The organism is Aeromonas sp. 602396 (assembly GCF_049173735.1).
GTDB lineage: Bacteria > Pseudomonadota > Gammaproteobacteria > Enterobacterales > Aeromonadaceae > Aeromonas > Aeromonas veronii_A.
In genome coordinates this window covers 282,788-300,029 of sequence record NZ_JAAKSD010000001.1, presented here as the reverse complement: position 1 = coordinate 300,029, position 17,242 = coordinate 282,788, and the positions used below count along the sequence as shown (strand labels likewise).

Here is a 17,242-nt window from a genome sequence, read left to right as displayed (position 1 = left end):
CTCGAATAAAACTACTGCAGGAGGGGGAAGGCCGACGGCTCGCCTTATGAATGCCTGATGCCGCGCTTGTTATCCCCGAAAACGCCCCGTATTGTATCGGGCTTGCCCGGGAGATGGAGTCTTTCGGGAGATTTTTTTCAGGAGTTTTTATGGGTTATGAGTGGCTGGCCCTCGCCTCGGCCAGTTTATGGGCAATTGCAGCGCTGATTTCGGTCAAACCGGCCCGTCATCTCGGCGCATTTGCCTACAGCCGCTGGCGCATGTTTCTGGTCAGCCTGATGCTCGGCAGCATCAGCCTGCTCAGCGGCGGCTGGCAAACCCTCACCGCCGGCACACTTCCACTGCTCGCCCTCTCCGGACTTATCGGCATTTTTATTGGTGATACGGCGCTCTATGCCTGCATGAACAGGATGGGCCCAAGACGCAGCGGCCTGCTCTTCTCCTGTCATGCCCTCTTCTCAGCCATGCTGGGGCTCTGGTTGTTTAATGAGCCACTGACCGGATGGCGCTTGCTGGGTGCCTTGCTGGTTTTTGTCGGCGTGATGCTGGCGATCCTGTTTGGCAGGCGCAGCAACAATAACGAGTGGGAGCAGATCCGTGGCGGCCTGGGAATAGGCATCACGCTGGGTCTCACCGCTGCGCTTTGCCAGAGTCTCGGTGTGATCATCGCCAAACCTGTGATGATGAGCGGCAATGTCGATGCCGTCAGCGCGTCCGGGGTCAGAATGGCCACCGCGTTGCTGGCACACTGCAGCTTGCGACTGGCAGGAATGCCTATCGCACGTCCGTTAAACCCTATCAACCGTAGGGTCCTAGCTATGATCATCGCTAATGGCTTCCTGGCGATGACGCTAGGCATGACGCTGATCCTGATTGCGTTACGGCAGGGCGAGGTTGGCATGGTGGCCATTCTCTCCTCCACCACGCCGGTACTGCTGCTGCCACTGTTGTGGTGGCACTCGGGGGAGCGGCCATCCATTGCCGCCTGGGTGGGGGCACTGATTGCCACCCTGGGTACGGCACTGGTGCTGGGTTTCAGCACTCACTGACACCCGGCAACAAGCTTGATCAGAACAGGGCGATCTCGTCAACGGTCAGCTCACGGTATTCACCGAGAGCAAGCGTCTCATCCAGCGTCAGGCCGCCAATCCGCTCGCGATGCAAGCCAACGACCTTGTTACCGATGGAGGCAAACATCCGCTTGACCTGATGGTACTTGCCTTCGTGAATTGTCAGCCTGGCCTCGCACTCACCGAGAATTTCCAGCTGGGCTGGACGGGTTTTATCGGTCTCGTTGCGCAGGTAGACCCCTTCGGCGAACAACTCGATTGCATCCGGGCTCACCGGGTCGGCCAGCCAGACGTGATAGGTTTTGGCACATTCGCGACGCGGCGAGGTGATGCGATGGGACCATTGACCATCGTCGGTCACCAACACCAGTCCGGTGGTATCGAGGTCAAGGCGCCCCACCACGTGCAGCTTGCCCATCGCCGGCTCATCCATCAGGAAGAAAACGGTCGGGTGATCCGGATCCTCGTTGGAGCAGACATACCCTTCCGGTTTGTGCAGCATGAAATAACGGTTGCGCTGCTCCAGCGTCAGCAGCACGCCGTCAAACTCGATCTGGCTCTGCTCATTGATATGAAAGGCAGGCTGCTTGACCACAATGCCATCCACCATGACCTCACCCTGACGGATCAGTTTGCCTGCCAGCGAGCGGGTCAAATCGGAACAATCGCACAGAAATTTATCAAGCCGCATTCACAACCTCGGAGTCCAACAAGTAAAGGGGCGTCATTATATCGGGCGGGGGCGACAACGCCACTGTTAAGGGGTTGCCAATTATGACGAACTGGTCATCCGATGTTACACTTCTCGGGTGCAATCTATCCGCACGATACTCATAATAATAAGAGTCAGGAAGCCCTCATGAAGTCTCAAGCATCCTACCCCGTCATTCCCGTCAACCAGCTGAAACCCGGCATGTATGTCATTGCTATCGCCAGCCAGACAGGTGGGATGGAGATTGCCCGGATGGGCATGGTGACCAGTGTGGCGCAAATTGCCAATCTGGTGCGTCAGGGGGTGCTCACGGTACGCATCGATCTGGCCCGCAGCAAGCTGGGCAGTACCGAGAGTGACGCCATCACCTCCCCTGACCTCAATGCCAACAGTGCTCAGGCAGGACGCCGGGTCGGGGCCAACGGCGAAGGGCGGGAGCTGAAGATCCGCCGCCTCTATCAGGAGGCGCGCGAGCTGCAAGGCAAGTTCATTCGTCAGCTCAAGGCGGGTGAACCCATTAACATCACCCCGCTCGCCGAAGTCGCCGAGGAGATGGTGGACACCATGTTCACCCATGGCGATGCCATGCTCTGCCTGGCCCGTATTCGTGCCAAGGATGCCTATCTGATGGAGCACTCCATGAACGTGGCCATCCTGCTGGCCAACTTCGGCCGTTATCTGGGGCTGGAGCGCAGCGTGCTCAAGGAGTTGACTCTGGGAGGGCTGTTGCACGACGTGGGCAAGATCATGACGCCGGACGAGGTGCTCAACAAACCGGGCAAGCTGACCGACGAGGAGTTTGCCATCATGCGCCAGCATGTGGTGCATAGCTACGACATTCTCCGCAATACCCCCGGCATCACCCCAACCATGCTGGAAGTAGCCGCCAACCACCACGAGCGGCTCGATGGTACTGGCTACCCACTAAGGCTCAAAGGGGATGAACTCTCCCTCTATACCCGCATGAGCGGTATTGTCGATGTCTATGACGCAGTAACTGCCGACAGAGTCTACAAGGCTGGCATGCAACCCACCCAGGCCTTTCGCATTCTGCTAAAGGGAGTCAACCAGCACTTCGATGCCGAACTGGTCACCAAGTTCATCAAGTGCATGGGGGTCTATCCGGTGGGAACGCTGGTACAGCTTTCAAACCAGCGGTTGGCCATCGTGATGCAGCGCAACGAGCAGCAGCCGCTCAAGCCGGTGGTCAAGGTGATCTATCACGCTTCCCAGCGCCACTACCTCGATGTGCAGTGGCTGGATCTGGCCAGATCGAGTGTGAAGGAGAGCATCGAGTGCACGGTCGACCCCAAAGAGTTTGGCATCAACCTCACCAACTTCTTCTAACTCAGTCCTCACGACTGGCGCTGGCTATCGAGCCAGTGCCGGATCAGAAACTCCTCATCCAGCGGCGAGAGATCGAAACGCTGGCTGGCCTCTTCGATGGCGGCGATATCGTACTGGTGGTGCTCACTGAGCCAGCGCACCGCACGTCGCAGATCTTCACCATGGGGGAGCAGCAGATGGTCGCTCATGGGATACCTCCGGTAGATCGCAAGGCAGCCAGCGCATCTGACTGCCTATTACAAGTCTAGTCGGTCAATCCCAATCCCCTCCTGCGTCTCCTCACCCTCCCCCATCTGTCACTGCAATCAGGCAATCAGCGACCGAAAGCTCGCTGCCAATCCTGATCGAACTTCACCAGCGCCGCATCCACCGCTGGCACGTTCATCAGCTGCTCCGCCACATCGAGCGGCAGAGTGATGGACTGGCAACCCGCCAGCAGGCAGTCGAGCGCCTGGCGCGGGGTACGGAACGATGCCGCCAGCACCTTGCTGTTCGGCGCGTGCAGCGCAAGCAGCTGTTGCAGCTCCTGCACGGTGGCGATGCCGTCACCCCCCTGGGCATCCAGCCGGTTGACGTAGGGCGCCACGTACTCTGCCCCCGCCACCGCCGCCAGCCAACCCTGCAGCGGGGTATAGACAGCGGTGCCCAAAGTCGGCACACCGTTGGCGGTCAGGCTCTTGATGGCCGCCAGCCCCTCTGCGCATACCGGGATTTTGATCACCAGATCCGGGTCCAGCTCACGCAGAGCGAACGCCTCGCGCACCATCTCGGTTTCGGTTTTGGCCATCACCTGGGCAAACAGGCGCGCCTTGGGCCCCAGCACATCGCGCAAGGCGGGCAGCAGCTCACAGAGAGGCAATCCCCCGGCGGCGGTAATGGAAGGATTGGTGGTGACACCGGCCAACGGCAGGATCCGTGACCAGCGACGCACTGCCGCCACATCGGCGGTATCGAGATACAGCTCCATCTCTAACTCCTTAACGGGATGTTCAATATGTCGCCATTCTAGCGAGAAAACATCTGCAAACAGCTTGATCGAAATCAAATCAACTTTCGAATGAAAGCAAATAGAATGCAAATACAAAAGGAGGCGGTATGATTTTCGACCTGCAACGATATTCAACTCACGATGGCCCCGGCATTCGCACCCTGGTGTTTCTCAAGGGGTGCTCGCTGGCCTGTCGCTGGTGTCAAAACCCGGAAAGCCGCTCTCCCAAGCCGGACATACTACTCGACCGGCGCCAGTGCATCGAGGGATGCCAGCTCTGCAGCCAGGCTTGTCCGGCAATCTTGCGTGACAGCGAGGGCATCCAGCTCAGCCGTTCTGCCCTCAAGGCCGATGATATGGAACGGCTGCGCGGCCTCTGCCCAAGCGAAGCGCTGCAGGTGTGCGGCCGCGATGAAACCCTGGACACCCTGATGGACACCATCTTGCGGGATCGCCCCTTCTTCGAGCGCAGCGGCGGTGGCGTCACCCTCTCAGGTGGCGAACCGTTTATGCAGCCCGAATTTGCTGCCAACCTGCTGGCCCGCTGCAAGGCCGAAGGGCTGCACACCGCGGTCGAGAGCTGCCTGCATGTGCCCTGGCACCAGATTGAGCAAAGCCTTCCCTCACTGGATCTGCTGCTGGCGGACCTCAAACACGTGGATAAAGAACGTTTCTTCCACTGGACCCGCGGCAAGGTGGAGTTGCCCATCGCGAACCTCAAGCGCCTCGCCGAGCGCGGCGTGCCGATGCAGATCCGGGTGCCACTCATTCCCGGCTTCAATGCCGACCACGCGTCGATCGAAGCCATCACCGACACCGCTGCCAGCCTCGGCACGGTGCAGGAGATCCACTTCCTCCCCTACCACACGCTGGGGATGGGCAAATATGCCCTGCTGGATCTGCCCTATCAGGCGCCTGAGACACCGTTTGACGACCCCGATTTACTCCACTTTGCCCACGCATACGCCCAACGTCAGGGGCTGACCCCTGTGACCAGAGGATAAGATCATGACCCAGCTCGACCTCAATACCCTGAGCCCGCGGATCCGCGCCCACAAAGAGAGCCTGATCCACATCGTTCAGCCGCCGGTCTGTACCGAGCGGGCCCGCCACTATACCGAGGCCTATCAGACTCATCTCGCCCGGCCGCTGCCGGTGCGCCGCGCCCTGGCTCTGGCCCATCACCTCAAGGAACGCACCATCTGGATCAAGCACGACGAGCTGATCGTCGGCAATCAGGCCAGTCAGGTACGGGCGGCGCCGCTCTTTCCCGAATACACGGTGAGCTGGATTGAGAAGGAGGTCGACGAGCTGGCAGATCGCCCCGGCGCCGGTTTTGCAGTCAGCGAAACCGACAAGGCGATCATACACGCCCTCACCCCCTTCTGGCGCGGCCAGACGGTGCAGGATCGCTGCTTCGGCCTCTTTACCGACGAGCAGAAAGCGCTGCTGGAGAGCGGCATCATCAAGGCCGAGGGCAACATGACCTCGGGGGATGCCCACCTCGCGGTCAACTATGAGGAGCTGCTCACGCTGGGGCTCGATGGCTTCAAGGCCAAGGTGGCCGAGCGCCGCAGTCGGCTGGATTTGGCGGATTGGGCCGATCTGCAGCGCGAGCAGTTCCTGCACGCCGTCGCCATCACCCTGGATGCGGTCAGCGCTCATATCGGGCGCTACGCCGCCCTTGCCCGTGACATGGCCGAGCAAGAGCCGCGCCCCGAGCGCCGAAACGAGCTTGAGACCATCGCGCTCAACTGCGCCCACATCGCCCACCAGCCCCCCGAGACCTTCTGGCAGGCGCTGCAGCTCTGCTACTTTATCCAGCTCATCCTGCAGATCGAATCCAACGGTCACTCGGTGTCGTTTGGCCGGATGGATCAGTACCTCTACCCCTGGTATCGCCGCGAGGTGGAATTGTCGGAATCCCTGCCTCGGACGCGCGCCATCGAGCTGCTGCAAGGGTGCTGGCTCAAGTTGCTAGAGGTGAACAAGATCCGCTCCGGCACCCACTCCAAGGCCTCCGCCGGCAGCCCGCTCTATCAAAACGTCACCATCGGCGGCCAGAACTGGCGGGATGGCAGTGCCCATGACGCGGTCAACGGCCTCTCCTACGCGATTCTGGAGTCCTGCGGCCAGCTGAGATCCACCCAGCCCAACCTCTCGGTGCGCTACCATGCCGGGATGAGCGAGGATTTCCTCGACGCCTGCATTCAGGTGATCCGCTGCGGCTTTGGCATGCCCGCCTTCAACAACGACGAGGTGGTGATCCCCGAGTTCATCAAGCTCGGGGTGAGCGTGGAGGATGCCCACCACTACGCCGCCATCGGTTGCATCGAGACCGCCGTGCCCGGCAAGTGGGGCTATCGCTGCACCGGCATGAGCTTTATCAACTTCGCCCGCATCCTGCTGGCCTCCCTTGATGGCGGCCGCGATGCCACCACCGGCAAGGTCTTCCTGCCCCAGCCCCAGTCGCTGCGAGACGGGAGCTTTGGCAACTTTGACGAGGTGATGGCCCGCTGGGACGAACAGGTGCGCTACTTCACCCGCAAATCCATCGAGATCGACTGCGTGGTCGACAGCGTGCTGGAGGCTCAGGCCCACGACATCCTCTGCAGCGCCCTGGTGGATGACTGCATCGAGCGCGGCAAGACCATCAAGGAGGGGGGCGCCGTCTATGACTGGGTCTCAGGTCTGCAGGTGGGGATCGCCAACCTCGGCAACAGTCTGGCTGCCCTGAAGAAACTGGTGTTCGAACAGGGGATAGTGGATCAGCAAGAGCTGGCCGAAGCACTCGAGCAAGATTTTTCAGGACTGGAGGGGGAGCAGCTGCGCCAGCGCCTCACCAATGCAGCCCCCAAATATGGCAACGATCTGGACGAGGTTGACCTGCTGCTGGTGCAGGCTTACCAGAGCTACATCGACGAGCTCAAGGGGCTGCACAACACCCGCTTCGGCCGTGGCCCCATCGGCGGCACCTACTATGCCGGCACCTCCTCCATCTCGGCCAACGTCCCCTTCGGTGCCGCCACCATGGCCACCCCGGATGGCCGCCACGCCCGCACGCCGCTGGCGGAAGGGGCCAGCCCCTCGTCGGGTTCGGATCGTCTCGGCCCGACGGCGGTGTTCAACTCCATCGGCAAGCTGCCCACGGCGGCCATCCTCGGCGGGGTGCTGCTCAACCAGAAGCTGAGTCCGGCGAGCCTTGAGAACGAGCGGGACAAGGCCAAGCTGATGAGCCTGCTGCGCACCTTCTTCGAGGTGCACAAGGGGTGGCACGTGCAGTACAACATCGTCTCGCGGGAAACCCTGCTGGCAGCCAAGGCCAATCCGGATCAATACCGGGATCTGGTGGTACGGGTGGCGGGCTATTCAGCCTTCTTCACCGCCTTATCCCCGGATGCGCAAGATGATATCATCGCCCGCACCGAGCACAGTCTCTGACGGGGCGCTCCCCATGGCGCCTGTGACGTCATATGATTGGCAAGCCACCCTCGGGTGGCTTTCCGCTATCCACCACCTTGCATGCGAGCGCACCATGAATCCACGCCACCAACTGATCCTCACTCTGGTCCATCAGGCTCGCAAGATGAGCGTGAGTGAACTCTCCCGACACACAGGTGTGTCTGAGGTGACGGTGCGCAACGACCTCACCGCGCTGGAGAAACAGGGACTGCTCAGACGGGTACACGGCTCGGCCATGGCGCTGGAGACCGATGACCCCGATGCCCGGATGAACATCAACTACCTGCTCAAGGAGCGCCTCGCCGAGCGGGCCGCCCAGCTGGTGGAAGATGGCGAAACGGTCTTTATCGAAGGGGGCAGTGCCAACGCCATGCTGGCGCGCCATCTGGCCCTGCACAAACGGGTCACCATCATCACCATCAGCAGCTATATCGCCCATCTGCTCAAAGATACCCCGGCTCAGGTGGTGCTGCTCGGCGGGCTGTTCCAGCATCAGAGCGAGAGCGTGGTGGGGCCGCTCACGCGCCTCTGCATCGAGCAGGTGCACTTCTCCAAGGCCTTTATCGGGGTCGACGGTTTTCATCCCGAGATGGGCTTTACCGGCCGCGACATGATGCGGGCCGACGTGGTCAACAGCGTGCTGGCCAAGGGGATGACCAATGTGGTGATCACCGACAGCAGCAAATTTGGCGCCATCCACCCGAGCCAGCTTGGCGCGCCGGGCCAGATCAACGTGCTGGTTACCGACGATGCCCTGCCCGCCCCCATGCGGGCCACCCTGGCCGCACGCGGCATCACAGTGCACTGCGTCTCTTCCTGAATCGCACCTAGCCCCCGTTGCCGGGTTGCTCCCCCGCCGGTCGGCTTGACGGCGCCCACCCTGGCGGGGGTATGCTCGTCCTCTTTTGGCCTCTCATGGCAGAGGCCACAGACCGAAGGACACCGCATGCACACCAAAGACAAGTTTCTGGCCGCTCTGGTCATCCTCTGCTGGGGGCTTAACTTCGTGGCCATCAAGTGGGGGCTGGAGGGGATCCCCCCACTGCTGCTGGGTGCGCTGCGCTTTATCGGCGTGGTCTTCCCCGCCATCTTGCTGGTACCCAAACCTGCCATGCCCTGGCGCTGGCTGCTGGCCTATGGCGGCGCCATCAGCCTCGGTCAATTCGCATTTTTGTTCAGTGCCATGAAATTCGGCATGCCCGCAGGTATGGCCTCGCTGGTGCTGCAATCCCAGGTGGTGTTCACCCTGCTTTTTGCAATGATCTGGCTGGGGGAGCGCTGGCAATCCCACCACTGGGTGGCGCTGCCCTTGGCGGGATTCGGCCTCTATCTCATCGCCACTCACGGTGAAGGCAACCTGACCTTGCTCGGGTTTATCCTGACGCTGTGTGCCGCCGCCTGTTGGGGCCTTGGCAACGTCATCAATCGCCAGATTGGTCTGCGCTACCAGACCACGCTGCCGAGCCTGATCGCCTGGGGCGGTCTGGTGCCCATCCTGCCATTTTTCGCCCTCTCCTGGCTGTTCGAAGGGCCGGAGCTGATGGCCAGCAGCCTGTGCGACTTCAGCTGGCAGGGATTGCTGTGCGTGCTCTATCTCTCGTATGTCGCGACCTGGCTGGGTTACGGCCTGTGGGGACGACTGCTGATGCGCTATCCGGTGGCGCAGGTGGCACCGCTCTCCCTGCTGATCCCCTGTGTCGGCATGGTCACGGCAGCGCTGCTGCTCGATGAACATCCAACACCCTTGCAGTGGCTGGGCTCAGCTCTGGTGCTGCTCGGCTTTGTGGTCCATCTGCTGGGTAGCCGACTGCGCTGGTTCAAACCACAGAGAGCGACATGATGAGCGCCTGCCCATTTACGCTATTTCATTGACCTGACAGGATAAAATTTTCATGATGAGCCAGTCCCCATCGGGACTGACATCACCAGTGTGTGATCTGCAGGAAGCAGACTTCAGGAGAGCAAGGACATGCCATCGACCACCGCCGCCGGGGGGCGCCGCCTCCCCCCTATCATTCGCGCCACCGCCATCACCCTGACCCTGTGCTGGAGCCCGTTTGGCTGGAGTGCCACACTGCCCGCTGACTTGAAGTGGGAGAGCAACAACCAGGACCCTCTCTATGCCGATCCGGCCGCCAAACGCGGCGGCACCTTTCGCACCTTTATGACCAGCTTCCCCCTGACCCTGCGCAAATATGGCCCCGACTCCAACGGCGGCTTTGCCAGTTACGTGCGGGAAACCAACCTGCCACTGCTGAGCACTCATCCCGTCACCGGCAACCCCATGCCGATGCTGGCAAACGAGTGGGCCTTCGGCGCCGACAACAAGACCCTCTATTTTCGCATCAATCCCAAAGCGCGCTGGTCAGATGGCCAACCGGTCACCGCCGATGACTGGCTCTTTACCCTCAAGATGATGCGCAGCAAGGAGATCAACGACCCCTGGTACAACAACTACTACAGCACCCAGATAGCAGACATCACCAAGTTTGATGATCACACCCTGGCCATCACCAGCGGCACCGAAAAGAGCCGCCAGGATCTGCTCGAATCGCTGCCCATCAGCCCGGAGCCGAGCCATGCCATCAAGCTCACCGCCAACTGGGTCAAGGAGTACAACTGGAAGGTGTTGCCGGTCACCGGTCCCTATCAGATCGATCAGGTGAAAAAGGGCAAATCGGTCACCTTCAAGCGGATTGAAAACTGGTGGGGGGATGACGAGCGCTACTTCCAGCATCGCTTCAACCCCGCGCGGATCGAGATCAAGGTGCTCAGGGATCTGAACATCGCCTGGCAGCACTTCCTGCGCGGCGATCTCGACAGCTTCCCGCTGGTGATCCCCAACTGGTGGCACGACAAGACCAACACCGCCGAGTTCGAGAAGGGGTATATCGAGCGGCGCTGGTTCTACAACCAGACCCCGCAACCGCCGATGGGGCTCTATCTCAACACCGCCGATCCGCTGCTGCGCAATCTCGATGTTCGCCTCGGCATCCAGCATGCCCTCAATTTCGACAGAATGCTCGCTACCCTGCTGCGGGGGGATTACCAGCGACTCAACAGTTATGGCTCAGGTCAGGGTGAGTTTACCAACAGCGAGATCAAGGCCCGTCCGTTCGCTCCCAAACTGGCACGGGAATACTTTGCCAAGGCAGGCTTTAACAAAGTGGGGCCGCAGGGGATTTTTCAAAACGACAAGGGGCAGTCACTGACCCTCGCCATCACCTACACCACCGCAGAGCACGCCCAGCGGCTCACACTGCTGCGGGAAGAGGCCAAAAAGGCGGGGCTTAATCTGGAGCTCAACCTGATGGATGCATCGGCCGGTTTCAAATCGATGCGGGAGAAAAAGCACCAGAGCGCCTGGATGGCCTGGGCGGGTAGCCGCTATCCCGCCTATTGGGAGTTCTTCCACATGGTCAACGCCAACAAGCCCCAGACCAACAACATCATGAACATCGATGACGACGCCATCACAGCCTTGGTGGAGCAGTATGACAAGGAGTTCGACTTTGCCAAAAAAGCGGCCCTGTCACGGCAGATCCAGCAGCGGCTCTATGAGCTGGCCAGCTTCGTGCCTGCGTATCAGGTGCCCTACACCCGGGAAGGGGCATGGCGCTGGATCAAACTGCCAAAAGTACCAGCAACGCCCAAGAGCGAGCAGCTCTATTGGCCACTCGGTGGCGACAACAGCGGTTACAGCTATGGCGGTCTGCTGTGGATCGATGAAGAGCTAAAATCCGAGACCAGGGCAGCCATCAAGAGTGGCAAGACTTTCCCGGCCGAGCCCATCATCGACACCACCTATCGCCAGCCCTGATAGCCACAACTCGTTTGGCAAACAGACCTAAAACAAAGACCCCGCCAGATAGCGGGGTCTTTGTTGGCAACCGGTGTTGCGAATAGCTCGGTGATCAGCCGCGTTTGGCCTGCTTCTCGGCAATGGCGTCAGCCACGTCAGCCGGCTCCAGTACGATGCCTTCCTGATCCGGGGTCGGGAACACGGCAACACACAGCTCGTCCTGCTCCATGCCGTCAATCCACCGCTCCAGCCACACCTTGAGGGTGATGGACTGTGGTTTGCAATCGGCCCACTCGCCTTCGGCCCACGCCTTGGCGTACTCCGGGTGCGGCCATACCGGGATGCAATCTTCATCGTCGGTGGTCAGCATCATGACGCCATGCTCGTCAGTCAGGACGAACAGCTCTTCATGCTCGACCAGCTTGCTGATGAAGTGATCGTAACGGTAGTCAGCGTTCAGTTGCAGCGCGGCATTGCGCTCGGTATCGCTCAGTTCATAGCTCATTGGCCAAGTCTCTCTCTCGATAAAGGGCGCCATGTTCACATCTTGTGGTCAGCTTGTCCAGCTTGCCGCCTCCTGACTCCCGTCGGGGAAACAGCAACGCTCATAAGGATAGAGCAGGGCGGCGAATAAAACGTCTCACCCACCTTCCAGACCTGATTAAAAGGTCGGGGTGATCAGCTCTACATCAGGTTGCTCGCTCAACTTCTGTCGCAGCCAGTAGGCAGACTCTACTTCGACGAAACAGAGTTGATCCCGACCGTCAGCCGCACTTTTCATCAACTGTTCAAATCGCTGCTGTTGTTGTTGCTCCCAGAGAGCGGCAAGCTTTTCGCCATGGGCCTCATCCACCACTTCGCGACGAAGTTCGAACAAATTATCTGTGATCGGGCTGTTGATCTTGCCCGCGCTATGCCAGTACATCTGCAGGTTATCCATCATCTCGGTGTCGTAGTTGGCCAACGCATCCAGCTCCGCAGTCGCTCCTTCCTGACCAGATATAAAATCGCACCAACCGGCATCGAGATTTGCCAGCTCGCGGGCGCGAGCCCCTTTAGCATGTTTGCGAAGATGGGTAATGTCGCCCCCCTTGCGGGCAGGTAGCCACACCTCTCCCTCATGGCCCTCCAACAAGGAGGTCAGCAAGGAGACTGGGTAAACAGGGAAAGTGGCGGTGTGTGAATGCAGCAGGGATACCAGCGTGATCTTGACCATGAGCAATACCTTGGACTGGGCGAACAGCCGCCAATGGACCGTCCGATATAAAGAATTCCCCTATCCTACCACGTTTGGCCCGGTTCGCCCCTTGACGAAGCTGTCAGCCAACCATCTGATTACGCCGAAAAAAACAGCATTTGAAACGCAGCATCCAGCCAAAGATCAATAATTTGAGCCAGCGCCCACTAAAGTGGATCCGGGGATGCTAGTTTGCATACATCTTTAGCGTAAGGAGTAAATCCATGATTGGGATCGACCAGGTTTCTAACGAATTCGTGAACGATTTGAAAATACTGGCATGCTTTGATCCGGCCAACATGAGCCTAGGGATTAAATTACGCAGCGATATGTCTGAAGAGTTGTGCCAGGCGGCAGCCCGTCTGCATCAACAGGGGCTCATCAGCGCAGAAGATGGCGGCTATCTCACCCCGTTTGGCATGACCATGGTTGAACACCTGCAACATCTACTGGTCGCACTCAAACCACTTTGATCGGCTGTGGTGCCCAAAGTGAAAAGTTGAGTAGCTCCCAGCGCTCCCCTTGGTGAAGATGACAGGCAAACAGCAAAGGACCTTCGGGTCCTTTTACTTTACCATCCACCAGCCACTCCCCCTCCCTTTCAGGGACCAGTCGCGCATTCACCTCATCAGGTTGCTGTGCGGTGCCCATCCGGATCTGGACAAATTGCTGGCAGATCACCTGCGCTTCCATCGCGGATTGAACCGGTACCGGCGCATCGGACGTCGGAGTCAAGGTGGCAGCAAGCAGGAGCGATAGCAGCATGATTCAGAACATAGGAATTAGTAGCAAAAGCCATATAAACAAAAAGCCGTGGCACCAGAGGTACCACGGCTTTCTTAAATTCTGTAAGAATTACAGAGCGGTTACGTTCTCAGCCTGCGGGCCTTTCTGACCTTGGGTCACAGAGAACTGTACGCGCTGACCTTCAGCCAGGGTACGGAAACCGTTACCTTGAATGGCGCTGAAGTGAACGAAAACGTCCGGGCCGTTTTCTTGCTGGATGAAGCCAAAACCTTTGGTTTCGTTGAAAAACTTAACGGTACCGGTGATCATGTTAGACATATCTTTTAAACCTGTATTCAAAATAATTACTTATGCTTTTCAGCGGGTAAAGCTCAAAAAACGGGATTAACTTATGAACAACAGGACAAGATGTGAAACATCGTATTCATTGACATAACTATCGCCCTTTCAAGCTGGTTTGGATTATACGTGGCTTTGTAGATTACGCAAACAAATTTGTGCCCTGCCAATGACAGGGCACAAACTGTTATAAGGTGGCTGCTTCCAACGCTTCGACCAGCGCTCTGAGAAAACGAGCCGCCTCCCCGCCAGTACAGGCTCTGTGGTCAAATGTCATCGACAGCGGCAATGCTCTGACGGGACGCGCTTCACCATGGATGAACACCACTTGTTCGAACAGTTTGCCTGCCCCTATGATGGCCACCTGCGGCGGCGTCACGATGGGGCTGGCATAGCGGCCTGCGATGGCGCCGAAGTTGGTGAGCGTAATGGTCGCCCCCTGCAACATCTCGCGCGGCACGGCGCGCGCCTTCACATCGGCGATCATCCGATCCAGCCCCTGCCGGATATCCGCCCCCTCCCGCTCGGCCACGTTCTCCATCACCGGCACATAAAGGCCATGCTTTGAATCCACCGCGATGGCTACATTGACCTCTTTGAACAGACGCCGTGAAAGGGTGTCGCCATCAAACCAGGCGTTCATCGAGGGCTCGGCGCGGCACGCCACGCCAATGGCCTTGATAAGGCGCACCGTCACATCCTCATCAGGCCGCCAGTGACGCAAATCCACCTCATCGGTGATGCTGACCGGCACCACAGTCTGATGAGAGAGCTCCATCGCCTTGGCCATGGCCCGCCGTGACCCTTTGAGGAACTCGTTGCCGCTGCTCTGCTGTGACTCGAATGCCTGCTGCACATCCAACTCGGTCACCATGCTGCCGCTGCCACTCCCCTTGATCCGGTCGATATCCAGACCCAGTTTTTGTGCCAGCAGGCGCACGGCAGGCATGGCTTGCACCAGCGCTCCCCCCGGGGCAATGGCCCCCACCACGAAGTGATCCTCGATATGTTGCTGATGGGCGCTCACCTTGCCCACCACGGTGCCATCATCTTCACCCCCCTCGAACTCCACCAGCGGCGCACCGATATGGAGGATATCCCCCTCGGCGCCGCAGAGACGGGCAATCACCCCGGCTACCGGAGAGGGTACATCCACCAGCGCCTTGGCCGTTTCCACCGACAAGAGCACCTGATCGACCGCGACGGTATCCCCGGCACTCACCTTCCACTCGACGATCTCGGCTTCGGCCAACCCTTCACCCAGATCCGGTAATTTGAAAAATTTCATAGCCACTGGTTCTCCATCAGCTGATGAGCCGCATCTGCGATATCCTGCTCGGTGATGAGGTAATACGCTTCGTTGCGATAGTAGGGAACGGCGGCATCCACGCCGGTCAGCCGCTTGGGCGGCGCCTTGAGGCTGGGAAGTGCCTGCTCGGTCACTCGCGCCACGATTTCGGCTCCGACCCCGAAGCTGCCACACGCCTCGTGTACCACCAGCAACCGGCCGGTCTTGCGTACCGAGGTGAGGATGGTCTCCATATCCAGCGGCTTGATGGTGGCCAGATCCAGCACCTCGCACTGGATATCCTGCTCGGCCAGCAGGTTCGCCGCCCGCATCACCTCCTGAATGCAGGCCCCCCAGGCCACTACCGTGATATCCCGGCCCGGGCGCAGGGTGAAGCAGACATCCAGCGGCAGGCCGACACCGTCATCCACCACCTCGGATTTCATCGAGCGATAGATGCGATCCGGTTCGAAAAACATCACGGGATCCGGATCGCGGATGGCCGAGAGCAGCAGGCCATAGGCGCGTCTCGGGCTGGAGGGGATCACTACCCGTAGCCCAGGGATATGGGCAAACAGCGCCTCGACGCTCTCGCTGTGATGTTCAGGCGAATGAATGCCCGCGCCATACGGGGAGCGATAGACAAGGGGACAGGAGAGACGGCCACGAGTGCGGTTTCGCATCCGCGCCGCCTGACAGATGATCTGCTCCATCCCGGGGAAGATGAAGCCCTGAAACTGGAACTCAGCCACCGGCTTGAGCCCCTGGGTGGCCATGCCGACCGCCACCCCGGCGATCAATCCCTCGGCGAGCGGCGTGTCGATCACCCGCTTGAACCCGAACTTGTCGCGCAGCCCCACGGTGGCGCGAAACACCCCGCCGTTGACCCCCACATCCTCGCCCAACACCACCACATCCGGGTCGTGTTCCATCTCGTAGTGAAGGGCCATGTTGACCGCTTCCAGCAAACTGATCTCACTCATGGCCAACCTCCTGCTTCATCCCCTTGGCAATTACTCGCTCGCGCTGGGGCAAGAGTTCGGCGGGCAGGCTGGCGTAGTGATAATCGAGCATCGCCTCCGGTGGCTGGGGTGCCATCGCCTCATAACGGGCGACCGCTTGCTCCACCTCCCGGGTGGCTTCCGCCAGCAGGCTCTGCTCCTGCTCTTCATCCCACCAGCCCTGGCTGTGCATAAACTGGCGCAGCCGCTTGACCGGCTCTTTCGCCCAGGCGGCCTCGACCTCGGCCCCGTCGCGATAGCGAGTGGCATCGTCGGCCGTGGTGTGATCGCCGAGGCGATAACTGACCGCTTCTATCAGGGTCGGCCCCTTGCCGCTGCGGGCCCGTTCGACGGCATTGCGCGCGGCATCGTAGACCGCCACCACATCGTTGCCATCCACCTGCAGGCTGCGCACCCCTGCACCAATCCCCTTTTGGGCCAGCGTAGGAGCGCTCGATTGCAGCTTGCGCGGCACCGAGATGGCCCACTGGTTGTTGTTGACGATGATGACCATCGGCAGATGCCAGACCCCGGCGCAGTTGAGCCCCTCTAGAAAATCACCCTTGGAGGTACCGCCGTCGCCGATAGTGACTACGGCGACGCGCGGTTGATTACGCAGTTTGAAGGCCGAGGCAATACCGCAAGCGTGGGTGATCTGGGTAGCGATGGGGACGCAGATGGGGAGATCTTCAGAGGGGGTCCCATCGGGTTTGAGAAAATAACTGCCCCGCTCGTCACCACCCCAATATTGCAGGTTCTTCTCCATCGGCACGCCCCGCACATAGAGGGTGGGCATGTCCCGATAGTAGGGAACGTAGACATCCTGCGGCTGCATGGCCAGACCAATGCCAATCCCCACGGCTTCTGCGCCGAGATGGGAGGGAAAAGTACCGAGTTTGCCGGTTCGTTGCAGCGCAATCGCTTTTTTGTCATAGCTGCGCACCATCACCATATTGCGGTAGAAGGTGTGCAGTATCGCCTTGTCCAGCCAGGTCGGTAAGGTGGCGACCGGGCACCCTTCCGCATCGAGGTAACGAAGGAAAGGGATGTCGACATGGGTCATAACTGGCTCCTTGCCGTTGTGAGCGTCACCGATGCTGGTGACACCTAGATGTAAATACCTTGTTAAATAAAAAGCAAAGGGATTTACTCAGGTAAGACCAGTAGAAACTTCTTTAAAGTAGCGAAGGAGCTGAATTTTCGGCGATGAGTGGCAAGGTATGCCGTAAATGGTGCAACTTTGCAGCGC

The 17,242-nt window shown here is 59.6% G+C and carries 19 protein-coding genes; 9 read left to right on the top strand and 10 right to left on the bottom strand.

Annotated features, from left to right (window positions below; translation table 11 throughout):
* Positions 1-149 precede the first annotated feature (149 nt).
* Entirely contained in the window at positions 150-1,049 is a 900-nt protein-coding gene (locus G5229_RS01310) for a DMT family transporter (protein ID WP_421208145.1), read from the top strand.
* Positions 1,050-1,068: 19 nt separating this feature from the next.
* On the opposite strand, the gene rsuA is transcribed toward G5229_RS01310, so the two are convergent.
* Positions 1,069-1,761, bottom strand: coding sequence for a 16S rRNA pseudouridine(516) synthase RsuA (gene rsuA / locus G5229_RS01305; protein WP_421208144.1), 693 nt, complete (start codon positions 1,759-1,761; stop codon positions 1,069-1,071).
* Positions 1,762-1,929: 168 nt separating this feature from the next.
* On the opposite strand from rsuA, the gene G5229_RS01300 reads away from it, so the two are divergent.
* Complete coding sequence (locus tag G5229_RS01300; RefSeq protein ID WP_421204654.1) at positions 1,930-3,129, top strand: HD-GYP domain-containing protein; 1,200 nt, start codon at positions 1,930-1,932, stop codon at positions 3,127-3,129.
* Between the two features lie 8 nt (positions 3,130-3,137).
* Here G5229_RS01300 and G5229_RS01295 read toward each other — a convergent pair whose 3' ends face one another.
* Together G5229_RS01295 and fsa are read right to left on the bottom strand one after the other, a co-directional pair.
* A complete protein-coding gene (locus tag G5229_RS01295) occupies positions 3,138-3,317 on the bottom strand; it encodes a hypothetical protein (RefSeq protein ID WP_227340845.1) in 180 nt (59 codons plus the stop codon).
* Positions 3,318-3,442: 125 nt separating this feature from the next.
* Positions 3,443-4,096, bottom strand: coding sequence for a fructose-6-phosphate aldolase (gene fsa, locus G5229_RS01290; RefSeq protein ID WP_227340846.1), 654 nt, complete (start codon positions 4,094-4,096; stop codon positions 3,443-3,445).
* Positions 4,097-4,224: 128 nt separating this feature from the next.
* Here fsa and G5229_RS01285 point away from each other — a divergent pair, with 128 nt between their 5' ends.
* The 5 genes from G5229_RS01285 (at position 4,225) to G5229_RS01265 (ending at position 11,399) form a co-directional block, all read left to right on the top strand.
* Positions 4,225-5,121, top strand: a complete 897-nt coding sequence (locus G5229_RS01285; protein WP_216954122.1) for a glycyl-radical enzyme activating protein — start codon at positions 4,225-4,227, stop codon at positions 5,119-5,121.
* Between the two features lie 4 nt (positions 5,122-5,125).
* A complete protein-coding gene (locus tag G5229_RS01280; RefSeq protein WP_421208141.1) occupies positions 5,126-7,558 on the top strand; it encodes a formate C-acetyltransferase/glycerol dehydratase family glycyl radical enzyme in 2,433 nt (810 codons plus the stop codon).
* 94 nt (positions 7,559-7,652) lie between these two features.
* The gene (locus G5229_RS01275) at positions 7,653-8,399 is read left to right on the top strand and encodes a DNA-binding transcriptional regulator YciT (RefSeq protein ID WP_421208138.1); all 747 of its coding nucleotides are present in this window, start codon (positions 7,653-7,655) and stop codon (positions 8,397-8,399) included.
* A gap of 126 nt (positions 8,400-8,525) precedes the next feature.
* Positions 8,526-9,419 (top strand): EamA family transporter, encoded by an 894-nt coding sequence (locus G5229_RS01270; protein WP_421208136.1) that lies wholly within the window; start codon positions 8,526-8,528, stop codon positions 9,417-9,419.
* 129 nt (positions 9,420-9,548) lie between these two features.
* Complete coding sequence (locus tag G5229_RS01265) at positions 9,549-11,399, top strand: extracellular solute-binding protein (RefSeq protein WP_421208134.1); 1,851 nt, start codon at positions 9,549-9,551, stop codon at positions 11,397-11,399.
* Positions 11,400-11,493: 94 nt separating this feature from the next.
* On the opposite strand, the gene G5229_RS01260 is transcribed toward G5229_RS01265, so the two are convergent.
* Both G5229_RS01260 and G5229_RS01255 read right to left on the bottom strand, forming a co-directional pair.
* A complete protein-coding gene (locus tag G5229_RS01260) occupies positions 11,494-11,886 on the bottom strand; it encodes a DUF2750 domain-containing protein (protein WP_227340849.1) in 393 nt (130 codons plus the stop codon).
* 156 nt (positions 11,887-12,042) lie between these two features.
* Entirely contained in the window at positions 12,043-12,597 is a 555-nt protein-coding gene (locus G5229_RS01255; protein WP_227340850.1) for a hypothetical protein, read from the bottom strand.
* Here G5229_RS01255 and G5229_RS01250 point away from each other — a divergent pair.
* Positions 12,596-12,769 (top strand): hypothetical protein, encoded by a 174-nt coding sequence (locus G5229_RS01250; protein ID WP_421204649.1) that lies wholly within the window; start codon positions 12,596-12,598, stop codon positions 12,767-12,769. The two genes, G5229_RS01255 and G5229_RS01250, sit on opposite strands and share 2 nt — an antisense overlap.
* A gap of 73 nt (positions 12,770-12,842) precedes the next feature.
* Complete coding sequence (locus G5229_RS01245; protein WP_005334209.1) at positions 12,843-13,091, top strand: TIGR02647 family protein; 249 nt, start codon at positions 12,843-12,845, stop codon at positions 13,089-13,091.
* On the opposite strand, the gene G5229_RS01240 is transcribed toward G5229_RS01245, so the two are convergent.
* The 5 genes from G5229_RS01240 to pdhA all read right to left on the bottom strand — a co-directional run bounded on the left by G5229_RS01240 (position 13,078) and on the right by pdhA (position 17,056).
* Complete coding sequence (locus G5229_RS01240; RefSeq protein WP_421208132.1) at positions 13,078-13,383, bottom strand: hypothetical protein; 306 nt, start codon at positions 13,381-13,383, stop codon at positions 13,078-13,080. The two genes, G5229_RS01245 and G5229_RS01240, sit on opposite strands and share 14 nt — an antisense overlap.
* A 90-nt stretch (positions 13,384-13,473) precedes the next feature.
* Positions 13,474-13,683, bottom strand: a complete 210-nt coding sequence (locus tag G5229_RS01235; protein ID WP_005302803.1) for a cold-shock protein — start codon at positions 13,681-13,683, stop codon at positions 13,474-13,476.
* A 208-nt stretch (positions 13,684-13,891) separates the two neighbouring features.
* The gene (locus tag G5229_RS01230) at positions 13,892-14,992 is read right to left on the bottom strand and encodes a dihydrolipoamide acetyltransferase family protein (RefSeq protein WP_421208506.1); all 1,101 of its coding nucleotides are present in this window, start codon (positions 14,990-14,992) and stop codon (positions 13,892-13,894) included.
* Entirely contained in the window at positions 14,989-15,975 is a 987-nt protein-coding gene (locus tag G5229_RS01225; protein WP_021231077.1) for an alpha-ketoacid dehydrogenase subunit beta, read from the bottom strand. Before G5229_RS01225 ends, G5229_RS01230 begins: the two co-directional genes overlap by 4 nt.
* Positions 15,968-17,056, bottom strand: a complete 1,089-nt coding sequence (gene pdhA / locus G5229_RS01220; RefSeq protein WP_100654074.1) for a pyruvate dehydrogenase (acetyl-transferring) E1 component subunit alpha — start codon at positions 17,054-17,056, stop codon at positions 15,968-15,970. The genes G5229_RS01225 and pdhA overlap by 8 nt, the downstream gene beginning before the upstream one ends.
* Positions 17,057-17,242: the final 186 nt, after the last annotated feature.

Excerpts from the sequence above, each read along its gene's own strand:
- G5229_RS01310 (WP_421208145.1), top strand. The coding sequence starts at position 150 with ATGGGTTATGAGTGGCTGGCCCTCGCCTCGGCCAGTTTATGGGCAATT.
- rsuA (WP_421208144.1), bottom strand. The coding sequence starts at position 1,761 with ATGCGGCTTGATAAATTTCTGTGCGATTGTTCCGATTTGACCCGCTCG.
- G5229_RS01300 (WP_421204654.1), top strand. The coding sequence starts at position 1,930 with ATGAAGTCTCAAGCATCCTACCCCGTCATTCCCGTCAACCAGCTGAAA.
- G5229_RS01295 (WP_227340845.1), bottom strand. The coding sequence starts at position 3,317 with ATGAGCGACCATCTGCTGCTCCCCCATGGTGAAGATCTGCGACGTGCG.
- fsa (WP_227340846.1), bottom strand. The coding sequence starts at position 4,096 with ATGGAGCTGTATCTCGATACCGCCGATGTGGCGGCAGTGCGTCGCTGG.
- G5229_RS01285 (WP_216954122.1), top strand. The coding sequence starts at position 4,225 with ATGATTTTCGACCTGCAACGATATTCAACTCACGATGGCCCCGGCATT.
- G5229_RS01280 (WP_421208141.1), top strand. The coding sequence starts at position 5,126 with ATGACCCAGCTCGACCTCAATACCCTGAGCCCGCGGATCCGCGCCCAC.
- G5229_RS01275 (WP_421208138.1), top strand. The coding sequence starts at position 7,653 with ATGAATCCACGCCACCAACTGATCCTCACTCTGGTCCATCAGGCTCGC.
- G5229_RS01270 (WP_421208136.1), top strand. The coding sequence starts at position 8,526 with ATGCACACCAAAGACAAGTTTCTGGCCGCTCTGGTCATCCTCTGCTGG.
- G5229_RS01265 (WP_421208134.1), top strand. The coding sequence starts at position 9,549 with ATGCCATCGACCACCGCCGCCGGGGGGCGCCGCCTCCCCCCTATCATT.
- G5229_RS01260 (WP_227340849.1), bottom strand. The coding sequence starts at position 11,886 with ATGAGCTATGAACTGAGCGATACCGAGCGCAATGCCGCGCTGCAACTG.
- G5229_RS01250 (WP_421204649.1), top strand. The coding sequence starts at position 12,596 with ATGAGCAATACCTTGGACTGGGCGAACAGCCGCCAATGGACCGTCCGA.
- G5229_RS01255 (WP_227340850.1), bottom strand. The coding sequence starts at position 12,597 with ATGGTCAAGATCACGCTGGTATCCCTGCTGCATTCACACACCGCCACT.
- G5229_RS01245 (WP_005334209.1), top strand. The coding sequence starts at position 12,843 with ATGATTGGGATCGACCAGGTTTCTAACGAATTCGTGAACGATTTGAAA.
- G5229_RS01240 (WP_421208132.1), bottom strand. The coding sequence starts at position 13,383 with ATGCTGCTATCGCTCCTGCTTGCTGCCACCTTGACTCCGACGTCCGAT.
- G5229_RS01235 (WP_005302803.1), bottom strand. The coding sequence starts at position 13,683 with ATGTCTAACATGATCACCGGTACCGTTAAGTTTTTCAACGAAACCAAA.
- G5229_RS01230 (WP_421208506.1), bottom strand. The coding sequence starts at position 14,992 with ATGAAATTTTTCAAATTACCGGATCTGGGTGAAGGGTTGGCCGAAGCC.
- G5229_RS01225 (WP_021231077.1), bottom strand. The coding sequence starts at position 15,975 with ATGAGTGAGATCAGTTTGCTGGAAGCGGTCAACATGGCCCTTCACTAC.
- pdhA (WP_100654074.1), bottom strand. The coding sequence starts at position 17,056 with ATGACCCATGTCGACATCCCTTTCCTTCGTTACCTCGATGCGGAAGGG.